A 26,355-nucleotide genomic window follows, 5' to 3' on the forward strand; every position below is an offset into this window, starting at 1 on the left:
TAATGGTCCGGAATTTATCTCACTTGCACTGGCTGAATGGGCAGAGCAACATGCAGTAAAACTGGAGTTTATCCAGCCGGGTAAGCCGACGCAGAACGCTTTTATTGAGCGCTTTAACCGAACATACCGTACAGAAATACTCGATTTTTATCTGTTCAGAACGCTGAATGAAGTGCGGGAAATCACGGAAAGATGGGTGTCAGAATATAACTGTGAACGCCCTCATGAATCACTGAACAATATGACGCCGGAGGAGTATCGACAGCACCATTATTTGGCCGGGATCTCAAAAAATGCATGGAACTAAAACGGGTCTATTTACAGTGGCAAGGCTTTCAGGCTGGTTTCCACTATTCGCGAATTTGGTCGGGGTGTTGGTGCTGGTATTGGGGTACTCTGGGGAGGTATAGGCCACCAGCTTAAACCAGTGGCCTTTATGCAAAAAGAGGGGGGCTATTTGTATTTGACCTTGGTCATTTCACCATTATTTTCCATTAGATATATAGCATCGCTTACAGTGAAAAATGTATCACCATTATTAACGGTTTCAACGGAAAACACTCGATTTTTATCAATGCAATTTTCTTTTACTTTCATATCAGAAAAACATAGCCTGTCATACTTCCCCTCTTCTTTATATCCGTCCCCAAATAACCAGAAGGTAATATAAAAAGAACCATCAGAATCAGTTTTAAGGGCAGCATATTTATCTTTTAACATATCTTTGTTTTTTAGCCACCAATTAATTTTCCCTTTATCAGTTGGAGGAAAATTGGTAACTAGAACATCACTAAAACCACTACTCCTGTGATGAATAGCAACAATTTCAACTGGACGCAGAGACAACCAAAGCCAGTAAGCGAGCAGTACACACCCGGCTACGGCGAGCACCATAATGGTTTTTTTATTTTTCACTCTCATTTGCGGGTTCCTGTGATTTCAATGGTGGCTTCCATGTTGGTCATAAAGGGCTTAAAACCAAACTGGCTGTAACGCTGGAGCACAAACCAGATGCGGAAAAACCGGAACTGATTAAACTTAACATTTGATATGTCGTCGCTATCCAGCCCAAAGTGATCCTGGACTTTGTAATGAATAACGGCACGAAAACTATCATTATCAATGTTTAGCGATTTAATTGTGATATGTGTCGCCCAGGTATCATGTACGGTTATTCCCATACCGTTGAGGTTATCCTGAAAGCGGTCAAACTTGGGTAGCTTCCCCCCAAGAATGATTTCTCTCAATTTATCTTTTTCTTTTGCCGGATAATATTTATTCCTCCAGTCACTTTTTGTACTAAAGGCTCTTTCTAGCAGTATGCGCGTACTATTTTCAGGTGAATTATCATTCAGAATATGTTCCCTCAATGCCCTGTCCAGCAGCATATGCCGGAACGGTGCGCCGTTGGCCGTCTGCATGTGAGTGATCATCTGAGCTATGAGCGGCTTGTAAGGGCCATACAGCGCAAAGGTGCGGGATAAGTCCCGGAATTCGTCAAAGAGAATAGAGGCGCACTGCTGCCGGGTGATTTTCTCCCCTTCGCCGCGTGAGCCATGAAACATCGATTGTGGCTGGCTGAACGGGGTGATTTTCGTCAGCGTGTATGGGTTCACCCTGGTGGAAACATCCACCAGATGAAAATGCTCTTTAAGCTGGCTTTCGAACAGGTCGCCGCACCGCATATCGCTGGCGTGGTAGTCGTCCATCCATTTTCGAGTTTTAAATATCGTGCAGGGAAACTGGAGCGCTGGCATAAATTACATTCCTCGTAGTGATAGTCCATGCTGCCTTAGCGCCGCTAATCATAGTCAGAGCCTTGCCATGGTGTAAATATTTCCTGTTTTATACCGCGAGAATTCGGATTAGTGCCGTTGCATACCTTGCGATCCAGAGTAGAAAGGCTCATACCCAGCATTTCAGCCAAACGATAGCGGCGGATGTAGCCGGTTGTAGGAATTGCGGATTGTGTGGAGGGTTGGTTTTTCATATGCCCCGTTACCTCTTGCTGGTGGTTGATGATTCGTAACGGGGTAATGATTGACGGAATACAACTGGAAATCATCGCAGCGAAAAATGAGTTTTCGTTGCGAGATTAACCAATTGATTTATAACTTTTATTAGCCATAGAAAATAATCATCAATGCTTCTCGTACTTAGTGAACTGCGCCTATCTGCCATTTCGTTTTTGAGTGCATCCTGTGTCCACCGCTTCCCTTTCGACGGCGTATTTTTTAAGGCATCCAACATTGAACCTATAACCTCAAGGCAACCATCCAAGGTTACGGTTACATCTTCATCAGCCTCTTCAATTTGACTATTTTCAAATGCTTCAATATTTTCCCTACGAAATACAAATTCAACCTCTCTTAATCCATCCGCAGGATAAAATGCCGTATTATAATTATTTTCATCAATAAATTCATTTTGTGCCTTATCAAACAAACCACTTTTAACACCAAAATCAACTTTCCATTCAATATTATCATCATTAAACGGTTCAATAATATGGATAAACCCATCCTTATAATTAAGGAATGGCCCCTCCAGGCAAATAAACGTAGCGGGTTCTCTTCCCTGTAATATTGAGCAAAGGTATAACACATCAAGACGCTCGGCACCTATCATAGGTAAGTCGTACACCCCTGCGCTTAATTTAAAAACACTACCATACTTCTTGAACATCTTGGAGAACGCTATCAACATGGCGGGGGCGTACATCTTCGACGTTCATCTTACCGATAAGAGCGACAATGTTTTTTTGCAGGCTGCTGCGGAATAACTCCGGGTGTTTGTATGTGGTTTCAATCTGACGGGTGTAATACTCAGCAGCCAGTTGTGAAACACTAATAGCATTCCTCTCAGCCTCCATCTTTGCGATGGCCTCAGCTTTGCGCTCCTACTTCTCTCCGGCCACGTCATAGCCCAACACGACACGAGCAGATAGCACCTTCGTCATTTCCCGCGCTTTGGCTAGCGTGATATCTGAATAGGAGTCAATCATCATCGTTCTGGACTTCCCAGCCAATTTGTATCGATAGCGCCAAAAAGGGGGTTTTATCCTCTTTGCGAAAACGCAGGTAAAGCCCGTCTCCGTCAGCGCGGCCTTCGAATCGCTCACCGCTTTTAATTCATGCGCGGATCTGCATATCAGTTAATTTTGGCATGTGCAAATACCTGAAAATATTGCGTTAGTTCCTTGGGCACACATTTCCGCGTACCCAAAATTCAGCCACTGTGTACACAAAATCACGCCATTTCGGATTAGGTACACCCCTGTGTACACGCTAATCATGCACTTTGCTGATTCTTTATCATAGTTCTTGATATGAAAAAAGCCCGACATAATGCGGGCTTCAGGATTTTTTGACAGCAGATGATTTTCAGTGAATCGTCATTTGCTTTTCTTAATGTGTTTAATCAGGCGCTTACGCTTACGCAGCTGGTTTGGCGTGAGGGTGTTGCGCTTATCCGCAAACGGGTTCTCCCCTTCCTTGAACTGAATACGGATCGGCGTCCCCATTACATCCAGCGATTTGCGGAAATAGTTCATTAGATAGCGTTTGTAGGAATCCGGCAGGTCTTTCACCTGGTTGCCGTGGATCACCACAATCGGCGGGTTATAACCACCAGCGTGGGCATATTTCAGCTTCACGCGGCGACCACGCACCAGCGGCGGCTGATGATCTTCCGCCGCCATATTCATAATACGGGTCAACAGTGCGGTGCTGACACGGCGGGTAGAGCTGTCATAGGCTTCGCGTACGGATTCGAACAGGTTGCCAACGCCGCTGCCGTGCAGCGCAGAGATAAAATGCACGCGGGCAAAGTCGATAAAGCCGAGGCGATAATCCAGCGTCTCTTTCACCTGTTCTTTCACTTCCTGGCTCAGACCGTCCCACTTGTTGACGACAATCACCAACGAGCGACCGCTGTTGAGGATAAAGCCCAGCAGCGACAGATCCTGGTCGGAGATACCTTCGCGGGCATCAATCACCAGCAATACGACGTTGGCGTCTTCAATCGCTTGCAGGGTTTTGATAACGGAGAATTTCTCCACCACATCAGTGATTTTTCCGCGCTTACGCACACCGGCTGTGTCGATAAGTATGTACTCACGTTCATCGCGCTGCATCGGAATGTAGATACTGTCACGCGTGGTGCCCGGCATGTCGTAAACTACCACACGGTCTTCGCCGAGGATGCGGTTAGTGAGTGTGGATTTACCGACGTTCGGGCGACCGACAATCGCCAGTTTGATCGGCAGATCCTGCGGGTTAAATTCCTCTTCCGGCTCTTCTTCTTCACCATTTTCACCGGCTTCGAACTGCGCCCAGCATTCGGCGTCTTCATCCACCTCTTCCGGCGGATTCAGTTCGTCCATCCACGGCATCAGCACGTGTTCCAGCAGGCTGGTGACACCGCGCCCGTGAGAAGCAGCGATAGCATAAATCTCACCCAAACCCAGCGCGTAGAAATCCGCCGTTGCCTGATCCGGATCCAAACCGTCTGTTTTGTTAGCAACAAGGAAAGTCGGTTTTTCGCGTGAACGCAGGTGCTTAGCAATAGCCGTATCCGCTGGCATCAGACCCGCACGGGCATCAACCATAAACAGCACCACATCGGCTTCTTCAATCGCCAGCAGCGACTGTTCCGCCATGCGCGTTTCCACGCCATCTTCAGTGCCATCAATACCGCCGGTATCTATACAGATAAATTCGCGGCCTTCTACTTCAGCACGACCGTACTTACGGTCACGAGTCAGACCCGGGAAATCGGCCACCAGCGCATCACGGGTGCGTGTTAAGCGGTTAAATAACGTGGATTTTCCAACGTTAGGGCGCCCGACAAGCGCGACCACAGGTACCATGTTTAAAGCCTCATTACAGAAAATTCATTAGCAAAACGGCGCAATTTACGCGGCGTTTTAAAAACAGGAAAACGGCTCCTGCAACAGGAACCGTTTTCAGGAACGACAATCTCAGCGTAGTTAGCGCGAGAGTGCGTACAGCGTGCCGTCTTTCGCCTGGATCAGCAGCTTGCCGCCAGCAACGACTGGATCGGTCAGGAAACCTGAGCTATCGACTTTCTGCTGCGCAACGAAACGCCCGTCTTCAACGTTGATCCAGTGAATATAACCTTCACTATCGCCTGTCACGATATAACCATTATACAACGCCGGAGCGGTAAGGTTACGGTGCAGCAGATCGCTTTGCGTCCACAGGGTCACACCACCATCGGTGGTCAGCGCCAGAACGCGGTCATTCTGATCGATGAGATAGATGCGATTACCGTCAACAACGAAGTCGTTCACTGAGCCCAGCTCACGTTTCCACATGATCTGGCCGCTGCGCAGATCCAGCGCCGCCAGGTTGCCATTGTAAGCCAGTGCGTAAACGATGTTATCAACCACAACCGGCGTGGTATCTACATCGCTCAGGCGATCGATTTCGGTCGGGCCGTTCGCCTGGGAGATACGCTGCTGCCAAATCATCTGACCCTGCTGCATCAGTACCGCACTCACACGGCCGTTATCACCGCCGACAATCGCGGCGCCAAAGGCGGTGGTCGGTGCAGATTCACCGCGCAGAGAGAGCGCCGGCATATCCAGGTTGACCGTCCATTTTACCGCGCCGTCGCTTTCATTCAGCGCCTGCAACTGGCCATTACTGGTATGAATCAGTACCAGGCCATCGCTCACAACCGGGCGGGAAAGCGCTTCACCAGCAACTTTCGCCTGCCATACCTGCGTACCATCGCTGGTATTCAGGGCATAAACCTGTGCTTTCTCAGTACCTACGTACACATGGCCGCCAGAAACGGTGACACCGCCGGAAAGCAGCGCAGCGCGCGTGGAGAACCAGCCGTCTTTCTCTGCCAGATTGACCGACCAGATTTCATGGCCGTCTTCAATGCTGACCGCTTTCACTACGCCGTGGCGATCGGCAGCATACACAACGCCGTCAGCAAATGCCGGGTGCAGGTTAGAATAGAAATCGCCGATACCGTTGCCAACGGAAGTGTGCCACGCGGTTGTCGGGGTAAACTGATTTTGAACCACCGGCAGCGGGGACATTTTGACAACATCTTCTTCGCTATTGAACAGGGAACAGCCGCTCAATAACGTCACGGAAAGCAGCCCAGGCAGAAGTAATTTACGCAATTGCATCGGGTCCCTCTTAGATGGACAAATTATTAATTTTCATCTGCATCATTTCGCTAAGCGCAGGAGAAGCATTGTTTTTAATGCCATTTTCCCATGCGGTACGCGCACCTTGTTTGTCGCCTTTGCTCAGCAGCGCTTCACCGCGCAGATCGGCAACAATTGCCGACCAGCTTTCGCCTTTAACGGCATCCAGCGTTTTGAGCGCAGCGTCTTGCTGCTTCTGCTGTACCTGAACACGCGCCAGACGGACGTTGATCATCGATTGCAGATTTTCATCACTGGTCGCGGCAAGCCCCTGTTGCAATTGCGCGGCTGCTTTATCCAGTTCATTTTTTTCTACGTATTGCTGTGCCAGTTTCAGTGAAGCCAGCGCGCCATAAGTGTTTTTGTTGTCAGCGGCGAATTTCTCCGCTGCGGTAAACGACTCTGGCTTATCAGCCTGAAGCGCGGAAATCGCGTTTTCATAGGCCAGCGATGAAGCTCTCGCCGTATCTGCCTGATGGCCGTTCCAGTAACGCCAGCCCATCAGCGCACCAATACCCAAAACAATCCCAACCGCCAGCGCCTTACCATTCTCAGCAAAGAAGCGCTTGATAGCGTCAACCTGGTCGTGTTCGTTCTCGTAAATTTCCACGCAGTCCTTCTCCTTAACGATAATTCACCGGCATGATTAGCCCAGTAGTGCGCGCAAATGCGCTGCAACGCTATCCTGCGTTACCGTACTCTGTTCACCAGAGCGTAAATCCTTCACTACAACATTACCGTCGGCGATTTCAGACTCGCCGAGCACCAGTGCGACGCGAGCGCCCCACTTATCTGCACGGGCGAATTGCTTTTTGAAATTGCCGCCGCCGTGGTTCATCATCAGCCTCACGCCAGGTAGCGCATCGCGCACCTGTTCGCCCAACTGCATTGCAGCGGACTGCGTATTGGCACCAGACGCCACCAGGTATATATCGACAACGGATTCTGCTTTAAATTCCGGATTAACTGCCTGAACCAACAAAACAAGTCGTTCAAGGCCCATCGCAAAGCCAACCGCCGGGGTCGCGCGACCGCCAAGTTGCTCAACCAGACCGTCATAACGGCCGCCTGCGCAGACGGTTCCCTGCGCGCCAAGGCTGGTTGTCACCCATTCGAAAACGGTGCGGTTATAGTAGTCAAGACCGCGCACCAGACGCTGGTTAACGGTATACGCGATACCGGCATCATCAAGGAAAGCGCACAGCCCGGCGAAATGTTCGCGGGATTCGTCGTCGAGGTAATCACCCAGTTTCGGCGCGTCGTTCAACAGCGTCTGGATGTCCTGATTTTTAGTATCCAGCACGCGCAGCGGGTTGGTGTACATGCGGCGCAGGCAATCTTCGTCCAGCTTATCTTTATGCTGCTCAAGAAATGCGACCAACGCATCGCGGTACGTTGCACGCGCTTCCAGCGAACCAATAGAGTTGAGTTCAAGAGCAACGTGAGAGGCAATGCCCAACTCACGCCACCAGCGAGCGGTAAGCATAATCAGTTCCGCATCGATATCTGGCCCTTGCAGACCAAACACTTCGACACCTAACTGATGGAACTGGCGATAGCGCCCTTTCTGTGGACGCTCATAGCGGAACATCGGCCCGACGTACCACAAGCGCTGTTCCTGATTGTACAGAAGACCATGCTCGATGCCGGCGCGTACACAGCCCGCCGTACCTTCAGGACGCAGCGTCAGGCTATCGCCGTTGCGATCGTCAAAGGTATACATCTCTTTTTCAACCACGTCGGTCACTTCGCCGATCGCGCGTTTGAATAACGGGGTCTGCTCTACAATCGGCAAACGGATTTCACTGTAACCATAGCTGCCGAGCACGTTTTTCAGGGTGCTTTCAATGCGCTGCCAGATGGCGGTTTCGCCAGGCAGATAATCGTTCATGCCGCGAATGGCTTGAATATTCTTTGCCACGTTTATTCTCTTTATGAATACAAAAAATGAACCCTCAGGGCAGCGACGAGTCAGGGCCGTGCCGGGCGGGTTCATCATACACGGGAAGCCAGCCGCTTCCCAGCTACGTTATTTTTCTACCTGTTGCACATCAATGCGGCGCGCTTCATCCAGAATCGACGCTTTTGCGCGAATACGAGCTTCTAGCTGGGCGATCATATCTGCGTTATCAAGACGATCTTTGCGTACGCCGTCTTCATACAGGCCACTTTTCTTATTACCGCCCGTCACGCCGAGCGTTGAGACCAGCGCTTCGCCTGGGCCGTTTACCACGCAGCCGATAATGGAGACATCCATCGGCGTAATAATATCTTCCAGACGTTGCTCCAGCGCATTAACCGTACCAATCACGTCGAATTCCTGGCGGGAGCAGGTCGGGCAGGCGATAAAGTTGATCCCACGGGAACGAATACGCAGTGATTTCAGAATATCAAAACCAACTTTGATCTCTTCCACCGGATCGGCTGCCAGCGAAATACGTAGCGTATCGCCAATACCTTCAGAGAGCAGTAAACCAAGGCCGATAGCGGATTTCACCGCACCTGCGCGCGCGCCGCCAGCTTCAGTGATCCCGAGATGCAGCGGCTGATCGATCTGCTTCGCCAGCAGACGATAGGATTCAACGGCGAGGAATACATCAGAGGCTTTCACGCTGACTTTGAATTGATCGAAGTTAAGACGATCGAGGTGATCCACATGGCGCATTGCCGATTCAAGCAGCGCCTGCGGCGTCGGTTCGCCGTACTTTTCCTGCAGATCTTTCTCCAGCGAACCGGCGTTAACGCCAATGCGGATTGGAATATTTTTATCGCGAGCACAGTCAACTACCGTGCGGATACGTTCTTCGTTGCCGATGTTGCCGGGGTTGATGCGCAGACAGTCAACGCCGTATTCGGCCACTTTCAGCGCGATGCGGTAGTCAAAATGGATATCCGCCACCAGCGGAACACTCACTTGCTGTTTGATAAATTTGAAGGCTTCTGCCGCATCCATCGTAGGGACGGAGACACGGACAATATCCGCGCCGACGCGCTCCAGCGCCTTGATTTGATTGACCGTCGCTTCGACATCCGTGGTGCGCGTGTTGGTCATTGATTGCACGGCAATGGGAGCCCCATCGCCGATCGGCACGTTCCCAACGTAAATCCGTTTCGATTTCCGACGTTGAATCGGGGCCTGGTTATGCATGAAAAATCTCCCGCGTTGCCCGTCTGTTACTGTGCTGCTGATTGTTCGGCACTGAGGGTCAGACGCGCAACCTGGTTAGTTCTGATAAAACGACTCAGATCGACAGGTTTTCCCTGATACTGGATCTGTACTGCTGACGGTGCGCCAATTTTCAATTTATACGGTGCCTTACCGTTCAGATTCAGCGTGGTATCTTTACGTTGCAGGCCGCTAAACAGTTTTTTACCGGTCGCGTCGATCACTTCGAGCCAGCAGTCAGCTTTGAAGCTCATCACCAGTGCATTGGTATCGGCGACAGCGCCAGCAACACCAGCCTGCTCGGTAGGCAGTTGCCCACTGTTCGCGGTTGCCGCAGGCTGCTGAGTGGATCCAACATTTGCCTGAGACGGAGACACCACCTGATTCTGATTGGCGGTATTCACCGGCGCTTGCTGCGCGGCAGTAGGTGCCTGCGTGGTGGTAGCCGGAGCCGGGGCTTCAATCGGTGTTGAGGAGTTATCATCCGTCGAGGCGGCAGTGGCAGGATCGGTGTTCAGCGGTACGCTTTGCGCGTTATTGCTGCTATTACTACTGTTGCTGGCATTAAGTTCCGCTGAGGATTGATCGGCCATCGTGCTGATCTCCTCCTGCTGCGCTTTATGATTCTGCCACCACCAGGCACCCGTCAACCCTATCACTACAAACAGCACCAACCAGGTAAAACTCATCAACCAGCCATCGCGTTTTTTGCGCGGTTTGCCTAAAGCAAAGGTCTGCATCGGAGCAACTTTCGCCGCTCTGACAGGTGCCTGCTTCTCAATCATCGGCAATAATTCTTCTTCGGGGATGTGCACCAGGCGAGCATATGAGCGGATATAACCACGCACAAACGTCGATGCCAGATCGGCAGGCGATCGATCCTCTTCGATATCGCGTACCGTGGAAACCTTCAGACACAAGCGTTCTGCAACCGTCTGTTGGCTGAGTCCAAGTTGTTCACGGGCGCTGCGCAGACGAACGCCTGTGGTTTGTACTTCGTTTTGGTCTTGAGTGGCTTCAGTATTCATTCGCTACAACTACTGGTACGTGAAAAGTAAACATTCAGGCGCGTGTGGCCACAATGCCCACATGCGCCGCGAAATATCCGGGTCAGTTAAACGTAGACCCACAGTATAAGACTGTCAGGCTCATCATAACAGAACAGCTTTAGGCACTTTTTGCTAAGCCTTTGTTCCATCACTACATACTGCCTTAAAGTCAGGAGAAACGCACCGTAATTATTATGACACTGCACATGTACAGGCCAAATATTCGACATTTGTATAAAATGCAGCACATTCTTCGCGCTGCATAGCAGCCTTACAGCGCCTTCACCGCTATCGTTTCACCCTGCATACGCTTACGCATTGTACGCTTGGTGCGGTCAATCACATCGCCCGCTAACTGACCGCAAGCGGCATCGATATCATCACCGCGCGTTTTACGCACGATAGTGGTAAAGCCATAGCTCATCAGCACTTTGCAGAAACGATCGATACGGCTATTAGAGCTACGACCATACGGCGCGCCCGGGAACGGGTTCCACGGAATCAGGTTGATTTTGCACGGCGTATCTTTTAATAGCTCAGCCAGCTCATGCGCATGCTCCGTACCATCGTTTACATGGTCCAGCATCACGTATTCAATGGTTACACGCCCCTGGTTGGCGTTGGATTTTCCAATGTAGCGACGAACTGCACCGAGGAAAGTTTCGATATTGTACTTTTTGTTGATCGGTACAATTTCATCACGGATTTCATCGTTTGGCGCGTGCAGAGAGATGGCCAGCGCAACGTCAATCATATCGCCCAGCTTATCCAGCGCCGGAACTACGCCTGAAGTCGAGAGCGTAACGCGACGTTTAGAAAGACCAAAACCGAAATCATCCAGCATAATCTCCATTGCTGGCACCACATTCGTCAGGTTGAGCAGCGGCTCACCCATGCCCATCATCACCACATTGGTGATCGGGCGGCTGCCGGTGACTTTCGCTGCGCCGATAATTTTCGCCGCACGCCACACCTGGCCAATGATTTCAGAAACGCGCAGGTTGCGGTTAAAACCCTGTTGCGCGGTAGAGCAGAATTTACACTCCAGCGCACATCCCACCTGTGAAGAGACACAGAGTGTTGCACGGTCTTCTTCCGGGATATAAACGGTTTCAACGCGCTGATCGCCAACAGCAATCGCCCATTTGATGGTGCCATCGGAAGAACGTTGTTCTTCCACGACTTCCGGTGCGCGAATTTCAGCCACTTCTTTTAATTTGTTACGCAGAACTTTGTTGATGTCGGTCATCTCATCAAAGTCGTCGCTGCAATAGTGATACATCCACTTCATCACCTGGTCGGCGCGAAAGGGCTTTTCACCTAAGTTTTTGAAAAATTCACGCATCTGCTGACGGTTTAAATCCAGCAGGTTAATTTTTGCGTCTTTGTTTGGAACCGTGAGAACGTCGTTCTCAGGCATGGCAATTTGTTCAGACATATTTTATTCCGGCCTCGTTATTACACGTTATGGCCCGTGGAGGGTTGAAAAGAAACGCCCCAGGCAAGCGTCTGCTCATCCCGGGGCGCAGTATTGTACAAATTCTGACGCACAGATACCACGTTTGCACGCGGCATTTGCCAAAGAAAAGTGTAAAACTCGTTACACGATTAGCGCGTGCGCGGGCAAACTTCGCCTTCGGCAAAGAAGAAAGCGATTTCGCGGGCCGCAGATTCTACGGAATCGGAACCGTGTGTACCGTTTTCGGTGAAGCTGTCTGCGTAGTCAGCACGCAAAGTACCAGCCAGTGCGTTCGCCGGGTTGGTTGCGCCCAGCAGATCACGGTGACGCTGCACGGCATTTTCACCTTCCAGCACAGAAACTACGATCGGGCCAGACGTCATGAACTCAACCAGACCGTCAAAGAATGGGCGGCCTTCATGCTCGGCGTAGAAACCGCGAGCCTGCTCAACGGTCAGGTGCAGCATTTTGGTGCCAACGATTTTGAAACCAGCCGCTTCGAAGCGAGAGAAGATGCTGCCAATAACGTTTTTTGCCACCGCGTTCGGTTTAATGATGGAAAAAGTACGTTCAATAGCCATGTTTACCTCTGTAAATTGTTCTGTTGCCCTGAATAGGTGTGGCGCGGATTATAAAGAGCAACGCTGGCGTTGCCTATGGATGAAGGTAACATTTTTTTAAAATGAGACTAGTTTTAGCAACACTATTCACCAAACTCGCCATTTGCGCAGTTATTGCACAATAAACTGCACTGTCGCCACCTGTCCCGTATCATCCATAACCAATAACTGATATTCACCAGCTTTATCAAGCCGCAGATTCAATAAACTCGTATGCATCGTTAACGGCTCGCCATTTAAAAACCACCAGCGCTCCCCTTCTCCGCCACTGCTTTGCAACGGCAGCAGCGCAAATGCTTGTCCCGGAACACGCTTGATCACGGCGCCTTCCCGCACGCCGCTTAGTAACAGTGGTGGCGGTGCGTTGTCATCGCGCGGTGGACAACGGGGATCGGCGGCAGGCAAGCGCGCAGCGCGGCGTTCACTGGTGGGCAACCAGGGTTCCAGCGGTCGCGGCCAGACAATCCAGATTTTCTGCTGGGCATACGGGCAATCCGCCGCCACTCTGCGCCCTGCGCTGTTTAACCACAGCGGAAATCGAATGCCGTGTAACCCTTCCTGCTCCGGCATCAGCAGCGTTGGCGGCTGACTGCCATCCAGCAACCACGTTGCCAGACGGCGGCGACAGTTGCTGTCTCCTGCTGGCAGACTCTGCCCTCCCGGCCAGCAGATGATGCCGCTGCTTACGGAAGCGGGACGCGGATCGCGCGGCAGGCGGGATTTTTCTATTGCCGAGCGCGGTTGCAGCAGGTTGTTAACCTGATTCAACAGCGGCACTGCGCTGGCGAAACCAAACTGACCCGCAACGGGTGTACCGTCCGGTCTCCCGGTCCAGATGCCAATCACATAGCGGGCATTAATACCTATTGCCCACGCATCGCGGTAGCCATAGCTGGTACCGGTTTTCCATGCCAGCGGCACAACCTGCGGTAACGCTTCATCCGGTACCGGCTGTGCTTCGCCAGCCAGAATACGGCGGATGATCCACGCTGCGCCCGGCGACATCAACCGGCGTTCTTCCAGCGGAGCATCCGGCGTCATACGTAATCTTCCCGCATTGCCATGGCGGGCAAAGGCGCTGTAGGCCGCAGCGATGTCCTCCAGCCGCGCCCCTGCGCCACCGAGGATCAACGCCAGATTAGGTTCAGCACCGGCAGGCAACATCAGCGGCAGACCGGCATTACGCAGGTTAGCGGCAAAAGTTTTCGGACCATAGGCTTCAAGCACTTGCACCGCAGGCAGATTCAGCGATCTTACCAGCGCTTCGCTCATACTCACCGGGCCATGAAAACCGCTGTCGAAGTTACCGGGGCGATAATCTCCCACCCGGCGCGGAACATCCTGCAATAACGAGGCCGGATGAATCAGACCGTCATCAAGCGCCAGACCATAAATAAAGGGTTTTAATACCGACCCCGGCGAACGGACAGCGCTGACCATATCAACATGGCTAAAACGGCTGTCATCATTAATATCCGCCGATCCGACCCAGCCACGCACCTTCATGTTGGTGTGATCAACGACGATCATCGCCAGCGAACTGCGCGGCGGTAAACGCGACTTTACGCCCAGCGCTATCTCTTCCAGTTGCCGTTGCAGGCTGGCATCAAGCGTGGTTGTTACCTTCAGGGCTTTACTGGATGCCAGCATACGCCGGGCAAATAACGGTGCCAGTTGCGGCATCTGTCGCGAAGCCAGCCATACTGGCTCTTCGCGTGACTCTTTCACCTGCGAGGCAGGCCACACTTTTTGCGCCACCATGCGATCCAGCACTTTGTCACGCGCCGCCTGCGCGCGTTGTGGCCAGCGATCCGGCCGTAAACGGCTGGGTGCCTGCGGCAAAACGGCCAACAGCGCCGCTTCAGAATAGCTGAGTTTCGCCGGTGATTTCCCCAGATAAGCCCAGCTCGCCGCACCAACCCCCTGTAACGTGCCGCCAAACGGCGCACGATTAAGATACAGAGTGAGGATCTCGCGTTTGGAAAGGTGCCACTCCAGTTGCATCGCGCGCCAGAGCTGGCGGATTTTGCCGCCAAAGGTACGCGGATGCGGATCCAGCAACCTGGCGACCTGCATGGTCAGCGTACTGCCGCCAGATACCACACGCCCGGCTCGCAAATCCTGCCAGGTGGCCCGCAGAACGGAAAACGGATTAACGCCGGGGTGCGCCCAAAACCAGCGATCTTCATACTGAATGAGCGCCTGTAGATAGCGCGGTGAAACCTCTTCGATGGTCACCGGATAGCGCCAGATGCCTTCTGCGTCGGCAAAACGCCATAACGGCGTTCCTTCTTGCGCGACCACCACCCGTGCCGGAGCAACTTCACTCAGCGGCAATGGCCAGATCCGGTCCGCAGCAATAACGCCGAGAGTCAGCAGCAACAATCCTCCCGCCAGCCAGCGCCAGCGGGTATGTAACAGAGGCCTTTTCACGTTACGGGACAATAATCATCGGGCTTCGGGTCGCGCCAGTTGCCCGCCACTGCGGAACGTACATTGATTCCACTTGTGGCGCTGGTACCTGATACGTTCCCGGCGTTACCGCCCGCGCCAGATAAACCAGCGTCACTGGCTGGCCTTCACTCACCGGCACGGCAGCCACGAAGCGATCATCGCGGAACTCCATATGCTGAATGTCAGCTTGCTGCATCCGGTTAAGCAGTTCCTGTACTTCGCTACCGCTATCCTGGAGGCTGGCGCTGCTGCTCGCGAGGTTCTGGTTTTCCAGTTCCAGACCGGCAGGCAGTAAATCCACCACCAGCGCATCCGGGACATTCTGGCTGGCGCTCACCTCCAGCCAGACCAGTACCAGCTCGCCGCTTTTCAGTGATGAGAGTGATTTGCTCCGTCCGTCGGTGCCCAACACCGTGCGTTCAATGTGTAGCACGTTGTCAGAAGGCGCAGGTGCCTGCATTGGGTATCCGCTACTGTCCAGACGCAGCCATAACGGTGAGCTACCGCTGTTGGTCACCTGCAATGTCGCCAGTTGATCGGCGTCGAGGTTGCGGGTTTGCGATTTATCACCACTGAGCGCCGCCGTTCCCAGCGAAGTTTGTGCCTGCCACGTCCCGGAGGCATTTTGCAGATTACGTCCGGCCATGAATAAGGCGTTGTTTTCCTGCGTGGATAACCAACGCTTCCCGTAAGCCTGTTCCGAGAGCGTCGTCAGCAAGCGCGTCTGCTCCTGTTCCAGCAGCGTATTATCTTCCAGCAGCGCCAGCATCAGCGCGTTATCGCGCAGCTCGCTGCCATAATCCGCCAGCCAGCGATTATCTTTCGCACGTGGAGTTTTCAATGCCAGCGCCAGCGCCTGTTCGCTACGCTGCGCGTCGCCCATTAGTTTTAACGCTACACCCAACTGCATCAGCGGTAATCCTGCTTTGGCCTGGTCGTGGCGCTGCCAGATTTCACGCAGCGCACCCAGCGGCGCTTTTTGCTGACGCGCCAGTACCAGCCCGGCATAGCTTTGCACTGCAAATTTTGTTGCCGGAAGATCGTCGCTATAGCGCACTGCCATCGTTGTAGGATCCTGCAAATAACGCAGCAAGCGGTTGTTCGCGTTGTTCAGCGCCTCCACCGGAACGCTGTATCCTTGCGCCGAGGCGCTAACCAGAAAATCGGTGACATACGCCGTCAGCCAGTACTCTTCCGGGCCGCTCTTATCCCACAGCGCAAATCCACCGTCGTCGCGCTGCATCTGCAACAATCTGGAGATACCAATATCCACCGCTGCGCGACGCTGCTCGTCGCTGTCGCCCTTAATACCGAGCGCTTTAAGCTGCGCGGCATTGGTATAAAGCGACGGGAATAACCCGCTGGTGGTTTGTTCAAGGCAGCCATACGGCCAGGCTTTTAGTTCCTGAATATAGCGCGCGATATTCAGTGGCGGTTTGCCGCTCAACAGCAGGTGCCCCTGAAGCGTCGTTGGTGAAATGCCTGCCAAATGTTGTTCCGGCGCATGCCAGCTCTCGCCGGGTTTGAGCATCGCGCCGCTGTTGACCGTTTGTGCAGCAAATGGCGGACGCACACCGATTTTCCACTGCTTCTGTAACGGGGCGAAGGTTTCTCCCGGTAGCGTCAGCCCGCTGATTTGCGCGTTAATTTCGCCGTCGCCAAACCCGTCCAGCGCCCTCACTGGAATGAATAGCGTGGTGCGCTCACCCGCTGGTAATGTGAGCGGCTCCGGCGATTGGCTTTCCAGCGCCAGTAATCCCCCGGCACTGAGGGCAATATTGAGCGTTTGCGGCTGATCGGTCAGGTTGGTGAGATCCAGCGTCAGACGCGACGTGTCACCGCTGCCGAGGAAGCGCGGCGTGTTCAGTTCGGCTATCACTGGCGCGGCCACCACCACTTTACTTTCGCTGCTGCCAAAATCCTCTGCCGTCCACGCCTGTGCCATCACCCGCAATTCGCCGTTGAAATCGCCAATCGGTAACGTCACCGTACCTTCGCCGTTTTCATCCAGCTGTACCGGCTGTGCCTGCTGGGCAATGATAGTGACGTGATTGACCGGCGGTTTTCCACCGCGATTCATCTCGTCGCCATCGCCACCGAAGCGCAGCGCGGCAAGGCGCCCTTGCCCTTCAATCACCTGGCCATAAATATCATAGATATCCGCACCGTAGCGTTTCTGCCCGAAAAAGGCCTGCCACGGATCCGGCGTTACATAGTCGGTAATATTTAGCACGCCGCTATCTACTGCGGAGAGCAGCACATTCACCTGTTTCGGGGTTTCGCCGTTTTTCACCGTCGCCTTCACTTTGACGGTCAGCGGCTGGTTGGGACGCATTTTTGGTGGCGCATCCAGCGCAATGTCGAGTCGGCGGTTTTCATCACCCATTGGTAAGTGCAGCAAACCGACCGCGCGTTTTGGCGTAGCGGATTTCGACTTATCGCCAGGACGGATCACCAGCGTGCTGAGGTAGAGATCGTGACGCTGCCATTTTTGGTCGATCGGAATACTTAGATCGAGGCCGTCGGCTGGCACATCAATCTCTTTCCACCACAGAGGACCCTCACTGGATTCGATCATCGCGTAACCTTTACCTGCGGCTGGCGCGGTGATGTGCAATTTCACGGTGTCGCCCGGTTTATAACCTGGTTTATCCAGCTTCATGGTGACTCGGTCAGGCCGTGAGGCGCCCGCACCGTCGCTGTTGTCCTGCCAGCTATAACCGGCCCAGAAACGCACGCTGCTGACAGTATCGTTTGGCCCTTTCACTTCCAGGCGGTAAGACCCCCAGTCAACCGGGAAACTCACCTTGCCGGTTTCATCCGCCGCAAGGCTGAGGCTCTGCTCACCTTCCACCAGATCTTTCTGGTTAAACTGTGACTGCCAGCCTTCACTTTCCGACCAGTTCCAGAAATAGTCGCGCCGTTCACGGATCAGGCGCACCTGCAAATCACTCACCGCCTTTTTCGTCCCGCTGGCATCGACATAGACGATATCGAACGCCGCGTTACTGCCTTCATCAACAATCGGCTGATTCACAGTGGTGTCAGTGCGGTAGTCGTAAACGGCTTTAGCAGCAAATTGCGGACGGATCCCCGGCAGCGATGACGCAGGCCAGATGGCCTGTTCCGCACGGCGCGTAACCGGGCGTCCGCCCGATTCCAGCAGGCTGGCTTGCAAAATCACCTGTAACGGCGAGTGCGTCTCCTGCCACTGGCTCGGTGCACTGACCGCACCCTGACCTTCGTTATCCAGCGTCAGATGCACTTCATCCAGGCTGCGGCTCAGGTTCTCTTCCGCAATATCACCGAACTGGAAACCTGGCAGCGCGGTCACCGCTTCGCGCAAAGGACGCAGAAACAGTTGTCCCTGCAATGTATTGCCGCTGGCGGGTGCACCATAGAGATAGTGACCATTAACGTTAAATACCACATCTGTGGCCGGATCTACGGGTACCGGCTGCGACGTAATATTCAGCGCCATCCGCTCCGGCATAAAATCTTCAACGTGGAAACCCCACTCGCGCGGCAGGTTATCGCCGGTGTTGGCGCGAATATGCCACATTCCCGTTTGTGCGCTGGCATCCAGCGAATAAGTAAAATGGTACAGCCCATTTTGCGGCTGGCTGACCACTGTGCGTACTACCTGACCGTCCGGTTTGACCACTTCGAGTTTGACCGGCTGCTCCGCCAGCGGTTTACCGTCGCTGTCGCGTAGCAGGCCATTAAGGATCACCGTTTCGCCGGGGCGATAAAGATCGCGCGGGCCAAACATAAAGAACTGTTTGCTGTAGCCCGGATCGCCAGCAATGGCGAACTCGGCCAGATCCAGCGCCGGTAATTTCAGATCCAACAGCGTGGTTTCACCCTCTTTGCGCGCCAGCACCAGCGCGGCTTCTTTATCGGTGTTCAGGGTAGCGTGTCCATCAGCATCGCTGGTCGCCTGCGCCAGGGTTTGCCCCTTCTCATTCAGCAGCGACACGTCAATGCCGGAGAGGGCTGCGCCGTTTTCCAGCCCCTGGGTGAAAATATCCAGCCGGTTATGGTAACGGTGAGCCGAAAGGCCGATATTACTGAGGGTGAACAGCGTGGCGGCATTGCTGTAGTTGTAGTGCCCAGCCTGATTCATCACTGCGACATAGACGCCGGTCTGCTGCAATGGCTGGATACCGCTTAACGGCAACAGCAGTTTTTCCCGGGTGTTGCGCGCCGGATTGAGGTCAAAGCGGCCGGTGTACACCAGATCAGCCATTTTTAATAAGGTGTCCGACTCCCAGTTCGAAAGCGAGCTGCGATACTCCCACTGGCTGATAAACGCCGCCAGCGACTCCGGCTTCACGCGATAAAAGTTAACATCAACATTATTGACGTTCAGCGCCATGACAGGCAGCCCCTCAACGACTTTACCCGGCAGCAGCGAACCCCGGCTGGCAAAACCGACGCTTGGCTGCACATCGCGCGTGGCGATGGTCTTCTCATAATTGATGCCGAAGGTGGCTTTATTCAGCGCCACCAGCCCACGATCGACCGATACCAGCAGTTCGCGATTCGGCTCCAGGTGCCGCAGACGCAGCTCTTTTAGATTGGGCGCCAGTTCCCATGCGCCATCCACCTTGCCGCTCTTTTTATCCACCAGATGCACGGTAGAGGCAAAATTCTGCGCAGGATCGAGCGGAACGGAGAAAGTCAGCACCAACGTAGCGGCGCCGTCCAGTTGCACTTCAGACGCATCCAGCAGCGTCAGCGGCTTGCCTTCACTACGTGTAGCAAGCTGAGCCAGCTTCTCTTTGTCCAGTGCGGTAGAGGATGGTTTTTGCTCCGCGATAGCAGCAGAGGCGGCAGGTGCGCTGGCGGCTTTCGGTTTATCGTTGTTATCACAGCCAGCAAGCGTAAGGGTGGTCAGCAGCGCTGCAATCAGCGCCGCAATACGTAGCGGTTTCATTCGTTATCCCTGGTTCATTAACCTATTGAAAGAGGCCCTTCTAGTATTATGCGCAGCGGCATGAATTACAAAACCTCTGATGAATTCTGGAAAGCGCCTCGCAAAGACGGCGACTCATTACACTAGCACTGTTACAGGGATCACAGGTCGTAACGTGACATGTTACATTACGAGTTATTTTATTTTAAAACAATAAGATAGATGGATGAATATCGTTTCAGACTGCTAACATTACGCTGTCTGCGCATCGCTGTGCGCGATTCTAATAAGAGAGATAATTATGTCCAGGGCTGTGAATACCCTACAAAATTTTGGTAAGTCTTTTTTGGTCCGGTACTCATTTTGCCCATCGCTGGCCTGTTCATTCCCTTCGGCAATATTTTTGGCAATGGCAACCTGGCCGAATATTTGCCATTCCTCGGCCACCCGCTTATTTAGACCATCGGCCAGTTAATCGCTAAATCCGCTGTTTCCGTGCTCGCCAACCTGGCGCTGGTGTTTGCCATTGGTATCCCGGTCGGGCTGATCCCGGAGCAACTGCTGATTGAAGCCACCATGGAAGGCTGCTACGAAAAAGCGATCCAGGCGTTTGCCCTAAAGCGCACGGTACCAACCAGCGGCTACTGCCTGCGCTGCAAAAAGCGTGGGAAAACGGCAAAGTGGTATAAAAATACCGAGTTGGCTCGAGGGTTTAGCGAAGGTGGCTTGTCGGGTGATGAAAAAACGTTAACAATTCAGAGTAATTATTGATGACACGGAGAGCCCCATGTCCACTTCATTTTTTGTCGCGGCCGACTGGCTGATAGAGCATAGCGATGATCCTGAAATCCAGTTGATCGACGCCCGCATGGCGCCAGTGGGTCAGGAACATCGAGATATGCGCGCGGAGTACCGTGACGGGCATCTTCCCGGCGCGGTTTTTTTTGATATCGAAGCCCTTTCCGACCACAGCACGTCCCTACCGCATATGCTGATGCGGCCTGAAGCGTTCGCTGTAGCGATGCGCGAGCTAGGTATCAGCCAGGATAAACACCTGGTGGTCTACGACGAAGGTACGCTGTTCTCCGCGCCCCGCGCATGGTGGATGCTGCGCAATTACGGCGTGGAGAATGTCTCGATTCTGGCGGGCGGTCTGGCCGGCTGGCAGCGAGACGCCCTGCCGTTGCAGAAAGGCGAGGTGCCGCTACCGGAATCCGACTTTAACGCTAACTTCGATCCGTCCGTGGTGAAAAAGCTGACCGATGTGCTGTTGGTAAGCCACGAAGGCACCGCGCAGATTGTCGATGCGCGCCCTGCCCCGCGTTTTTCCGGCGAAGTCGATGAGCCGCGTCCGGGCCTGAAGCGCGGGCATATTCCCGGCGCACTGAACGTGCCGTGGGTTGATCTGGTGGTCGATGGCGAACTGAGAACTACCGACGAATTGTCCGCCATTTTCCGCCGTCAGGGCGTTGACCTGAACCAGCCGATTATTGCCAGCTGTGGCTCAGGCGTCACAGCATCCGTGGTGATCCTCGCGCTTGCGACGCTGGGCGCGAATAACGTGACGCTGTATGACGGCTCCTGGAGTGAATGGGGCGCGCGCGACGATTTGCCCGTTGAACCGGCCTGAATGGATGACCGGCTTGCGCGCACAGTTGGCATGACGGTCGTCGCCTTTACTGGCGCGTCGGCAAACACGATGGCGGACTGGCGGATGTGCATTTTGCGCTGTATGACGAGCGGTACACTTTGCTGCCTAAGCGGCGGGCATTACGTCGTTTAAGTCAAATATTGTCCTGTTGACGGATCTGTTGCTGCTGGAAGCGACGCAGTGAACAGGCGGTACATTTCGTACCGCCTGTTCATCAGATAATGCGGTTGTTTTTGAAATCGCGCAGGAAGCTGCCCCAGCGGCGTTCATAGAACGGCGTAATATGCGCCAGCATAAAGTGGCTGATACCTTTCTCGCTCTCCACTACCTGGCAAATATCGATCGGTTCATCCCCTGGAAGCGTATCTGTCGCGACGCTGCCCGCAGCATGGATGATCTCTTCGATATCCCCTTCAGCTTCAATGCCAATCAGAAGATTAGGTTGCTCATCAGCCTTCTCTTTAATCGAGCAGAGAAACGCGCGTTTAACGGTTCCGATGCTTTTAAACAGCGTGGTCAGTGAATCGACCATTTGCGCAGGCGGTTCAGCCACTTCGGAAAGCAGCAGCGCCGTGCCGCCCTCCAGCACTTCCTGCTGGCTGAGCGGACTACTTTCTGTGCCCACTAAATGGCTTAATTCGCGCGGCGTGAACTCTTTGCCTGTGGGTAATTTGGCGTTGAGAAATAGTGTTTCTCCCAGCGTCATTTCAAACAGCGTACGCGCAGGCATGACCACAAATGCCTGTTCTTCGCTAACGGCCTGCTGTAAGGCTTCCAGCGAGGTAAAGAATGGAATGGCAGAGTTACCGTCATCTTTTTCCCAGTGCTGCAAATCCAGCGCGCTGTCTTCGATAATCGCTTCACCTTCCGCCGCCGTGCCTGGCACCCATACAGTGGATTCCAGCAGCGTACGGAAAAAAGCCGGGCGGTAAGCTGGCTCGGTCGCCGCCTTTTCCAGCAGGGTTTCTAATTCATTTTTGCTTTCGGACATAGGTTCTCTGATTCGTTGTAGTCCATGCATTTTGTAGGCCGGATGAGCGTAACGCCATCCGGCACAACAATCACACTTACCCGGCGGTCAACAAATTCGCGATGGTGCGTACGCCAAGCCCGGTCGCACCAGCCGCCCACTGTTCCACTGCCGCTTTGCGGTAGGTGGCGGAGCAGTCGATATGCAGCCAGCCCTGCTGGTAGTTTTCAACAAAGTGCGACAGGAACCCGGCTGCTGTACTTGCTCCGGCAGGGAAAGAGCCGCTGGCTGTGTTATTCAATTCTGCAAAATTGGATGGTAATTGATTACGGTGGAACTCGGCCAGCGGCAGACGCCAGAACGGTTCATTTTCCGCCGTCGCACTGTTAAGCAGGCGGCCAGCCAGCGCATCGTCAAAGCTGAACAGCGCATGGTAATCGTTACCCAGCGCAGTTTTCGCCGCGCCAGTCAGCGTTGCGGCATCAATGATAAATTGTGGTTTTTGCGCAGACGCATCAATCAGACCATCCGCCAGCACCAGACGCCCTTCAGCATCGGTGTTCATGATTTCTACGGTTTTGCCATTGCGATAATGAATAATATCGCCCAGTTTAAAAGCGTTACCGCTGATCAGGTTGTCAGCGCAGCAGAGGTACAGTTTGACGCGTTTATCCAGTCCGCGCGTGATGGCAAACGCCAGTGCACCGGTCACCAGCGCCGCACCGCCCATATCGGATTTCATTGAATCCATTGATGAGGTTGGTTTTATACTGTAACCGCCTGAGTCAAAGGTGATACCTTTGCCCACCAGCGCAGCATACACTGGCGCATCCGGGTTGCCAGTCGGGTTATAGTCCAGCGCCAGCAATACCGGCTGGCGCTCAGAACCACGGCCAACGGTGTGCAGACCAAGGTAGTTCTGCTCGCGCAGATCTTCGCCTTTGGTGATGCGGTAAGAGACGTTTTCACCACCTACGCTGTGTAGCAGATCGACCGCGCGCTGTGCCAGTTGTTCCGGCCCTAACTCTTCCGCCGGTGCGTTGATGATGTCGCGTACCCAGTCGATGGTTTGCAGGCGGCTATCCAGCTCTTTTTGCCCGGCGTCGTCCAACTGCGCCCACTCCACCTTACGCGTGCCTTTCGGCCCTTTGTAACCGGCCCAGAATGCCCAGCTACGATCCGCGTCCCAGCCTTCGCCGCTCAGAGCAACGTGTTTAATGCCCAGGCCGTCGATTTTGCGTGCGGCACGCTGAATCAAACCTAAATCGTCTTTTCCGTTCAGATGCAGAGCGATGCCGTCGCTATTGATACTCCATGAGGCCTTTTCACCCCAACGCGCATCCGCGCTTTGCGTGGTGAGTGTCACTTTCATAGCTTCTGTCATTATATTTATCCTTATCGGCAGACACCGGATGGCAACGTTGCCTTTTCCGGCCTACGTATGCATGAAAACGGGCCGCCCGAAGGCAGCCCGTGAGATGATTATGATGCTTCGTCTAACCAGACTAGCAGAATCGCTTCGAGAATTTTTTCATTCGATGCGTTCGGATCGTCGTCGAACTCTTCCAGCTCGCAGATCCATTGATGCATATCGGTAAAACGTACGGTTTTCGGGTCCACATCCGGGCGGCTATCGTACAGCGCCTCGCCGATTTCACGGCTGTCGGTCCATTTTAGTCCCATATCAGTGCTCCCGCGCATGGTTAATGGTGTAACGCGGGATCTCAACCACCAGATCTTCATCGGCAACGCGCGCCTGGCAGCTTAAACGGCTGTCCGGCTCCAGACCCCAGGCTTTATCCAGCATGTCGTCTTCGTCTTCACTGCTTTCCGGCAAAGAGTCAAACCCTTCACGCACGAGGCAGTGGCAGGTGGTACAGGCACATGATTTTTCGCAGGCGTGCTCAATCTCGATACCACCTCGCAGGGCAACATCAAGAATGGTTTCACCGCTCTTCGCTTCCAGAACTGCGCCATCCGGACAGAGATCCTGATGAGGCAGAAAAACAATTTTAGGCATATTAAACCTCGTCGACGGAATGGCCTTTCAGCGCAGTACGCACGGACTGATCCATACGGCGTGCGGCGAATTCCTGGGTTTGTTTATCTACGTTTTTAATGGCTTGTTCTATCGCGTCGGTATCATTGCCGTCGGCAACACTGCGCAGTTGCGCAACCGCCTCGTCAATAACCTCGCGCTCTGCGGCGCTTAACAGCGCGGCATCAGCGGCGAGCGCACCGGTCAAACTTTCCAGTACGCGCGCGGCTTCCACTTTCTGCTCCGCCAGCATGCGCGCTTTCACGTCCTGCTCGGCGAAACTCATGGAGTCTTTAATCATATTGGCGATTTCGCCGTCGGTCAGACCGTAGGACGGTTTCACCTGAATGGATGCTTCCACGCCGGTGGATTTCTCCATCGCAGTAACACTCAGCAGGCCGTCAGCATCCACCTGAAAGGTGACACGGATATGCGCCCCGCCCGCCGGTAACGCCGGAATACCACGCAGGGCAAAACGCGCCAGCGAACGGCAATCCGCCACCAACTCCCGCTCACCCTGCATCACATGGATAGACATTGCGGTCTGACCATCTTTAAAGGTTGTGAACTCCTGGGCGCGGGCCACCGGAATCGTGGTGTTGCGCGGAATAACTTTTTCCACCAGTCCACCCATAGTTTCCAGCCCCAGCGATAGCGGGATAACATCGAGCAGCAGCATTTCGCTGTCCGGTTTATTGCCGACCAGGATATCCGCCTGGATCGCCGCGCCAATCGCCACCACTTTATCCGGGTCAATGGAAGTCAGCGGGGTGCGGCCGAAAAATTCCCCCACGCGCTCACGCACCAGCGGTACGCGGGTGGAACCGCCCACCATCACCACTTCCAGCACATCCTGCGCTTCCACGCCCGCATCTTTCAGTGCGCGACGACAGGAGAGCAGCGTGCGTTTGACAAGCGTTGAGATCATCCCTTCAAACTGTGCGCGAGTTACCACGCCCTGCCAGCCGGCCATATCAACTGTTGTGTTGTCGGCATCGCTCAGCGCAATCTTGGCAGCAATTGCCGCATCCAGGAGTTCCCGTTGCTGACGCGCATCGCTGCGATCGGTAAGGCCCGCCTGTTCTCTGATGTAATCTGCCAGCAGGTGGTCGAAATCGTCACCGCCGAGTGCGGAATCGCCGCCGGTTGCCAGCACTTCGAACACGCCGCGGCTCAGACGCAGAATGGAGATATCGAAAGTGCCGCCGCCAAGATCGTAAACAGCGATTACGCCTTCTTTGCCTGAATCCAGACCGTAGGCAATCGCCGCCGCAGTCGGCTCATTGAGCAGACGCAGCACATGCAACCCGGCTAAACGCGCAGCATCTTTGGTTCCCTGACGCTGCGCATCGTCGAAATAGGCCGGGACAGTAATCACTACACCATCCAGCTCGCCGGAGAGCGTCTCCTGTGCGCGGGCAACCAGCGCTTTCAGGACATCGGCAGAGACGCGAACCGGATTGACCACACCGCCGCGCGTTACAATCATTGGCAGGCCGTTTTCACTGGCCTGAAATTGCCACGGCAGATGCGGGTAACGCGCCTGAATATCCGCCAGACTGCGGCCCATCAGGCGTTTTACAGAGCTGATGGTATTGACCGAATCCAGCGCTGCATTGGCGCGCGCATCGTAACCAACAACGTGGCTGTCAGCCTGGTAGTTGACCACTGAAGGGAGTAAATGGCGCCCGGCGCTGTCGGCCAGCGTCTCCGCCTGACCGCTACGCACGGTGGCAACCAGCGAATTGGTGGTGCCGAGATCGATGCCCGCCGCCAGACGACGCTGATGCGGCGCGGCGCTCAGACCCGGCTCACTGATTTGTAATAAGGCCATTATGTG

Annotated in this window: 21 protein-coding genes and 4 pseudogenes; 5 read left to right on the forward strand and 20 right to left on the reverse strand. The window is 53.9% G+C overall.

Annotation, left to right across the window (positions count from 1 at the left end):
- Positions 1–307, forward strand: a 307-nt coding sequence (locus tag GA0061070_RS18650; protein ID WP_139109793.1) for an integrase core domain-containing protein, incomplete at its 5' end; no start/stop codon positions are given.
- 146 nt (positions 308–453) lie between these two features.
- Here the strand turns inward: GA0061070_RS18650 and GA0061070_RS18655 are convergent.
- The 15 genes and pseudogenes from GA0061070_RS18655 to GA0061070_RS18725 all read right to left on the reverse strand — a co-directional run bounded on the left by GA0061070_RS18655 (position 454) and on the right by GA0061070_RS18725 (position 19,877).
- Positions 454–921, reverse strand: a complete 468-nt coding sequence (locus GA0061070_RS18655; protein WP_090137498.1) for a DUF943 family protein — start codon at positions 919–921, stop codon at positions 454–456.
- The gene (locus GA0061070_RS18660; RefSeq protein ID WP_090137499.1) at positions 918–1,757 is read right to left on the reverse strand and encodes a YPO3983 family protein; all 840 of its coding nucleotides are present in this window, start codon (positions 1,755–1,757) and stop codon (positions 918–920) included. The genes GA0061070_RS18655 and GA0061070_RS18660 overlap by 4 nt, the downstream gene beginning before the upstream one ends.
- A gap of 44 nt (positions 1,758–1,801) precedes the next feature.
- A complete protein-coding gene (locus GA0061070_RS18665) occupies positions 1,802–1,990 on the reverse strand; it encodes a hypothetical protein (RefSeq protein WP_090137500.1) in 189 nt (62 codons plus the stop codon).
- A gap of 71 nt (positions 1,991–2,061) precedes the next feature.
- Positions 2,062–2,721 carry a hypothetical protein gene (locus GA0061070_RS18670; RefSeq protein WP_167353597.1) on the reverse strand — a complete coding sequence of 220 codons (660 nt, stop codon included), beginning with the start codon at positions 2,719–2,721 and terminating at the stop codon, positions 2,062–2,064.
- Positions 2,681–3,131, reverse strand: a pseudogene (locus GA0061070_RS25610) (Arm DNA-binding domain-containing protein); the annotation flags it as partial. The gene GA0061070_RS18670 and the pseudogene GA0061070_RS25610, both read right to left, overlap by 41 nt.
- 263 nt (positions 3,132–3,394) lie before the next feature.
- Positions 3,395–4,870: a ribosome biogenesis GTPase Der gene (der, locus tag GA0061070_RS18680; protein ID WP_090137502.1), complete on the reverse strand. Its 1,476-nt coding sequence runs from the start codon at positions 4,868–4,870 to the stop codon at positions 3,395–3,397.
- A gap of 120 nt (positions 4,871–4,990) precedes the next feature.
- Positions 4,991–6,169 (reverse strand): outer membrane protein assembly factor BamB, encoded by a 1,179-nt coding sequence (gene bamB / locus GA0061070_RS18685; RefSeq protein ID WP_090137503.1) that lies wholly within the window; start codon positions 6,167–6,169, stop codon positions 4,991–4,993.
- A gap of 10 nt (positions 6,170–6,179) precedes the next feature.
- Complete coding sequence (locus GA0061070_RS18690) at positions 6,180–6,800, reverse strand: YfgM family protein (RefSeq protein WP_090137504.1); 621 nt, start codon at positions 6,798–6,800, stop codon at positions 6,180–6,182.
- Between the two features lie 36 nt (positions 6,801–6,836).
- Positions 6,837–8,111, reverse strand: coding sequence for a histidine--tRNA ligase (gene hisS, locus GA0061070_RS18695; RefSeq protein WP_090137505.1), 1,275 nt, complete (start codon positions 8,109–8,111; stop codon positions 6,837–6,839).
- A gap of 108 nt (positions 8,112–8,219) precedes the next feature.
- Positions 8,220–9,338, reverse strand: a complete 1,119-nt coding sequence (gene ispG / locus GA0061070_RS18700) for a flavodoxin-dependent (E)-4-hydroxy-3-methylbut-2-enyl-diphosphate synthase (RefSeq protein WP_090137506.1) — start codon at positions 9,336–9,338, stop codon at positions 8,220–8,222.
- 26 nt (positions 9,339–9,364) lie between these two features.
- Positions 9,365–10,384: a cytoskeleton protein RodZ gene (gene rodZ / locus GA0061070_RS18705; protein ID WP_090137507.1), complete on the reverse strand. Its 1,020-nt coding sequence runs from the start codon at positions 10,382–10,384 to the stop codon at positions 9,365–9,367.
- 292 nt (positions 10,385–10,676) lie between these two features.
- Positions 10,677–11,843, reverse strand: coding sequence for a dual-specificity RNA methyltransferase RlmN (rlmN, locus tag GA0061070_RS18710; protein WP_090137508.1), 1,167 nt, complete (start codon positions 11,841–11,843; stop codon positions 10,677–10,679).
- 170 nt (positions 11,844–12,013) lie between these two features.
- The gene (gene ndk / locus GA0061070_RS18715; RefSeq protein ID WP_004144312.1) at positions 12,014–12,445 is read right to left on the reverse strand and encodes a nucleoside-diphosphate kinase; all 432 of its coding nucleotides are present in this window, start codon (positions 12,443–12,445) and stop codon (positions 12,014–12,016) included.
- A gap of 150 nt (positions 12,446–12,595) precedes the next feature.
- On the reverse strand, positions 12,596–14,917 hold the full coding sequence (gene pbpC / locus GA0061070_RS18720) for a peptidoglycan glycosyltransferase PbpC (RefSeq protein ID WP_090137509.1): 2,322 nt from the start codon (positions 14,915–14,917) through the stop codon (positions 12,596–12,598).
- Between the two features lies 1 nt (position 14,918).
- A complete protein-coding gene (locus GA0061070_RS18725; protein WP_090137510.1) occupies positions 14,919–19,877 on the reverse strand; it encodes an alpha-2-macroglobulin family protein in 4,959 nt (1,652 codons plus the stop codon).
- Positions 19,878–20,157: 280 nt separating this feature from the next.
- On the opposite strand from GA0061070_RS18725, the pseudogene GA0061070_RS18730 reads away from it, so the two are divergent.
- The 4 genes and pseudogenes from GA0061070_RS18730 to GA0061070_RS18740 all read left to right on the forward strand — a co-directional run.
- Positions 20,158–20,402 (forward strand): annotated as a pseudogene (locus GA0061070_RS18730) (PTS transporter subunit EIIC); the annotation flags it as partial.
- Positions 20,400–20,545, forward strand: a pseudogene (locus tag GA0061070_RS26035) (6-phospho-alpha-glucosidase); the annotation flags it as partial. The pseudogenes GA0061070_RS18730 and GA0061070_RS26035, both read left to right, overlap by 3 nt.
- Positions 20,546–20,643: 98 nt before the next feature.
- Positions 20,644–21,486, forward strand: coding sequence for a 3-mercaptopyruvate sulfurtransferase (gene sseA, locus GA0061070_RS18735; protein ID WP_090137511.1), 843 nt, complete (start codon positions 20,644–20,646; stop codon positions 21,484–21,486).
- Positions 21,487–21,495: 9 nt separating this feature from the next.
- Positions 21,496–21,691: pseudogene (locus tag GA0061070_RS18740) on the forward strand (MurR/RpiR family transcriptional regulator); the annotation flags it as partial.
- Positions 21,692–21,721: 30 nt separating this feature from the next.
- Here the strand turns inward: GA0061070_RS18740 and sseB are convergent.
- The 5 genes from sseB to hscA form a co-directional block, all read right to left on the reverse strand.
- Positions 21,722–22,498 carry an enhanced serine sensitivity protein SseB gene (sseB, locus tag GA0061070_RS18745; protein ID WP_090137512.1) on the reverse strand — a complete coding sequence of 259 codons (777 nt, stop codon included), beginning with the start codon at positions 22,496–22,498 and terminating at the stop codon, positions 21,722–21,724.
- 76 nt (positions 22,499–22,574) lie between these two features.
- Positions 22,575–23,861 (reverse strand): aminopeptidase PepB, encoded by a 1,287-nt coding sequence (pepB, locus tag GA0061070_RS18750; RefSeq protein WP_090137513.1) that lies wholly within the window; start codon positions 23,859–23,861, stop codon positions 22,575–22,577.
- A 98-nt stretch (positions 23,862–23,959) separates the two neighbouring features.
- Positions 23,960–24,160, reverse strand: coding sequence for a Fe-S cluster assembly protein IscX (iscX, locus tag GA0061070_RS18755; protein ID WP_007370809.1), 201 nt, complete (start codon positions 24,158–24,160; stop codon positions 23,960–23,962).
- A 1-nt stretch (position 24,161) separates the two neighbouring features.
- Positions 24,162–24,497 carry an ISC system 2Fe-2S type ferredoxin gene (gene fdx / locus GA0061070_RS18760; RefSeq protein ID WP_090137514.1) on the reverse strand — a complete coding sequence of 112 codons (336 nt, stop codon included), beginning with the start codon at positions 24,495–24,497 and terminating at the stop codon, positions 24,162–24,164.
- A gap of 1 nt (position 24,498) precedes the next feature.
- Positions 24,499–26,349 (reverse strand): Fe-S protein assembly chaperone HscA, encoded by a 1,851-nt coding sequence (hscA, locus tag GA0061070_RS18765; protein ID WP_090137515.1) that lies wholly within the window; start codon positions 26,347–26,349, stop codon positions 24,499–24,501.
- Positions 26,350–26,355 lie beyond the last annotated feature (6 nt).

This window comes from Kosakonia oryziphila (assembly GCF_900094795.1).
In the GTDB taxonomy this organism is placed as follows: Bacteria; Pseudomonadota; Gammaproteobacteria; order Enterobacterales; family Enterobacteriaceae; genus Kosakonia; species Kosakonia oryziphila.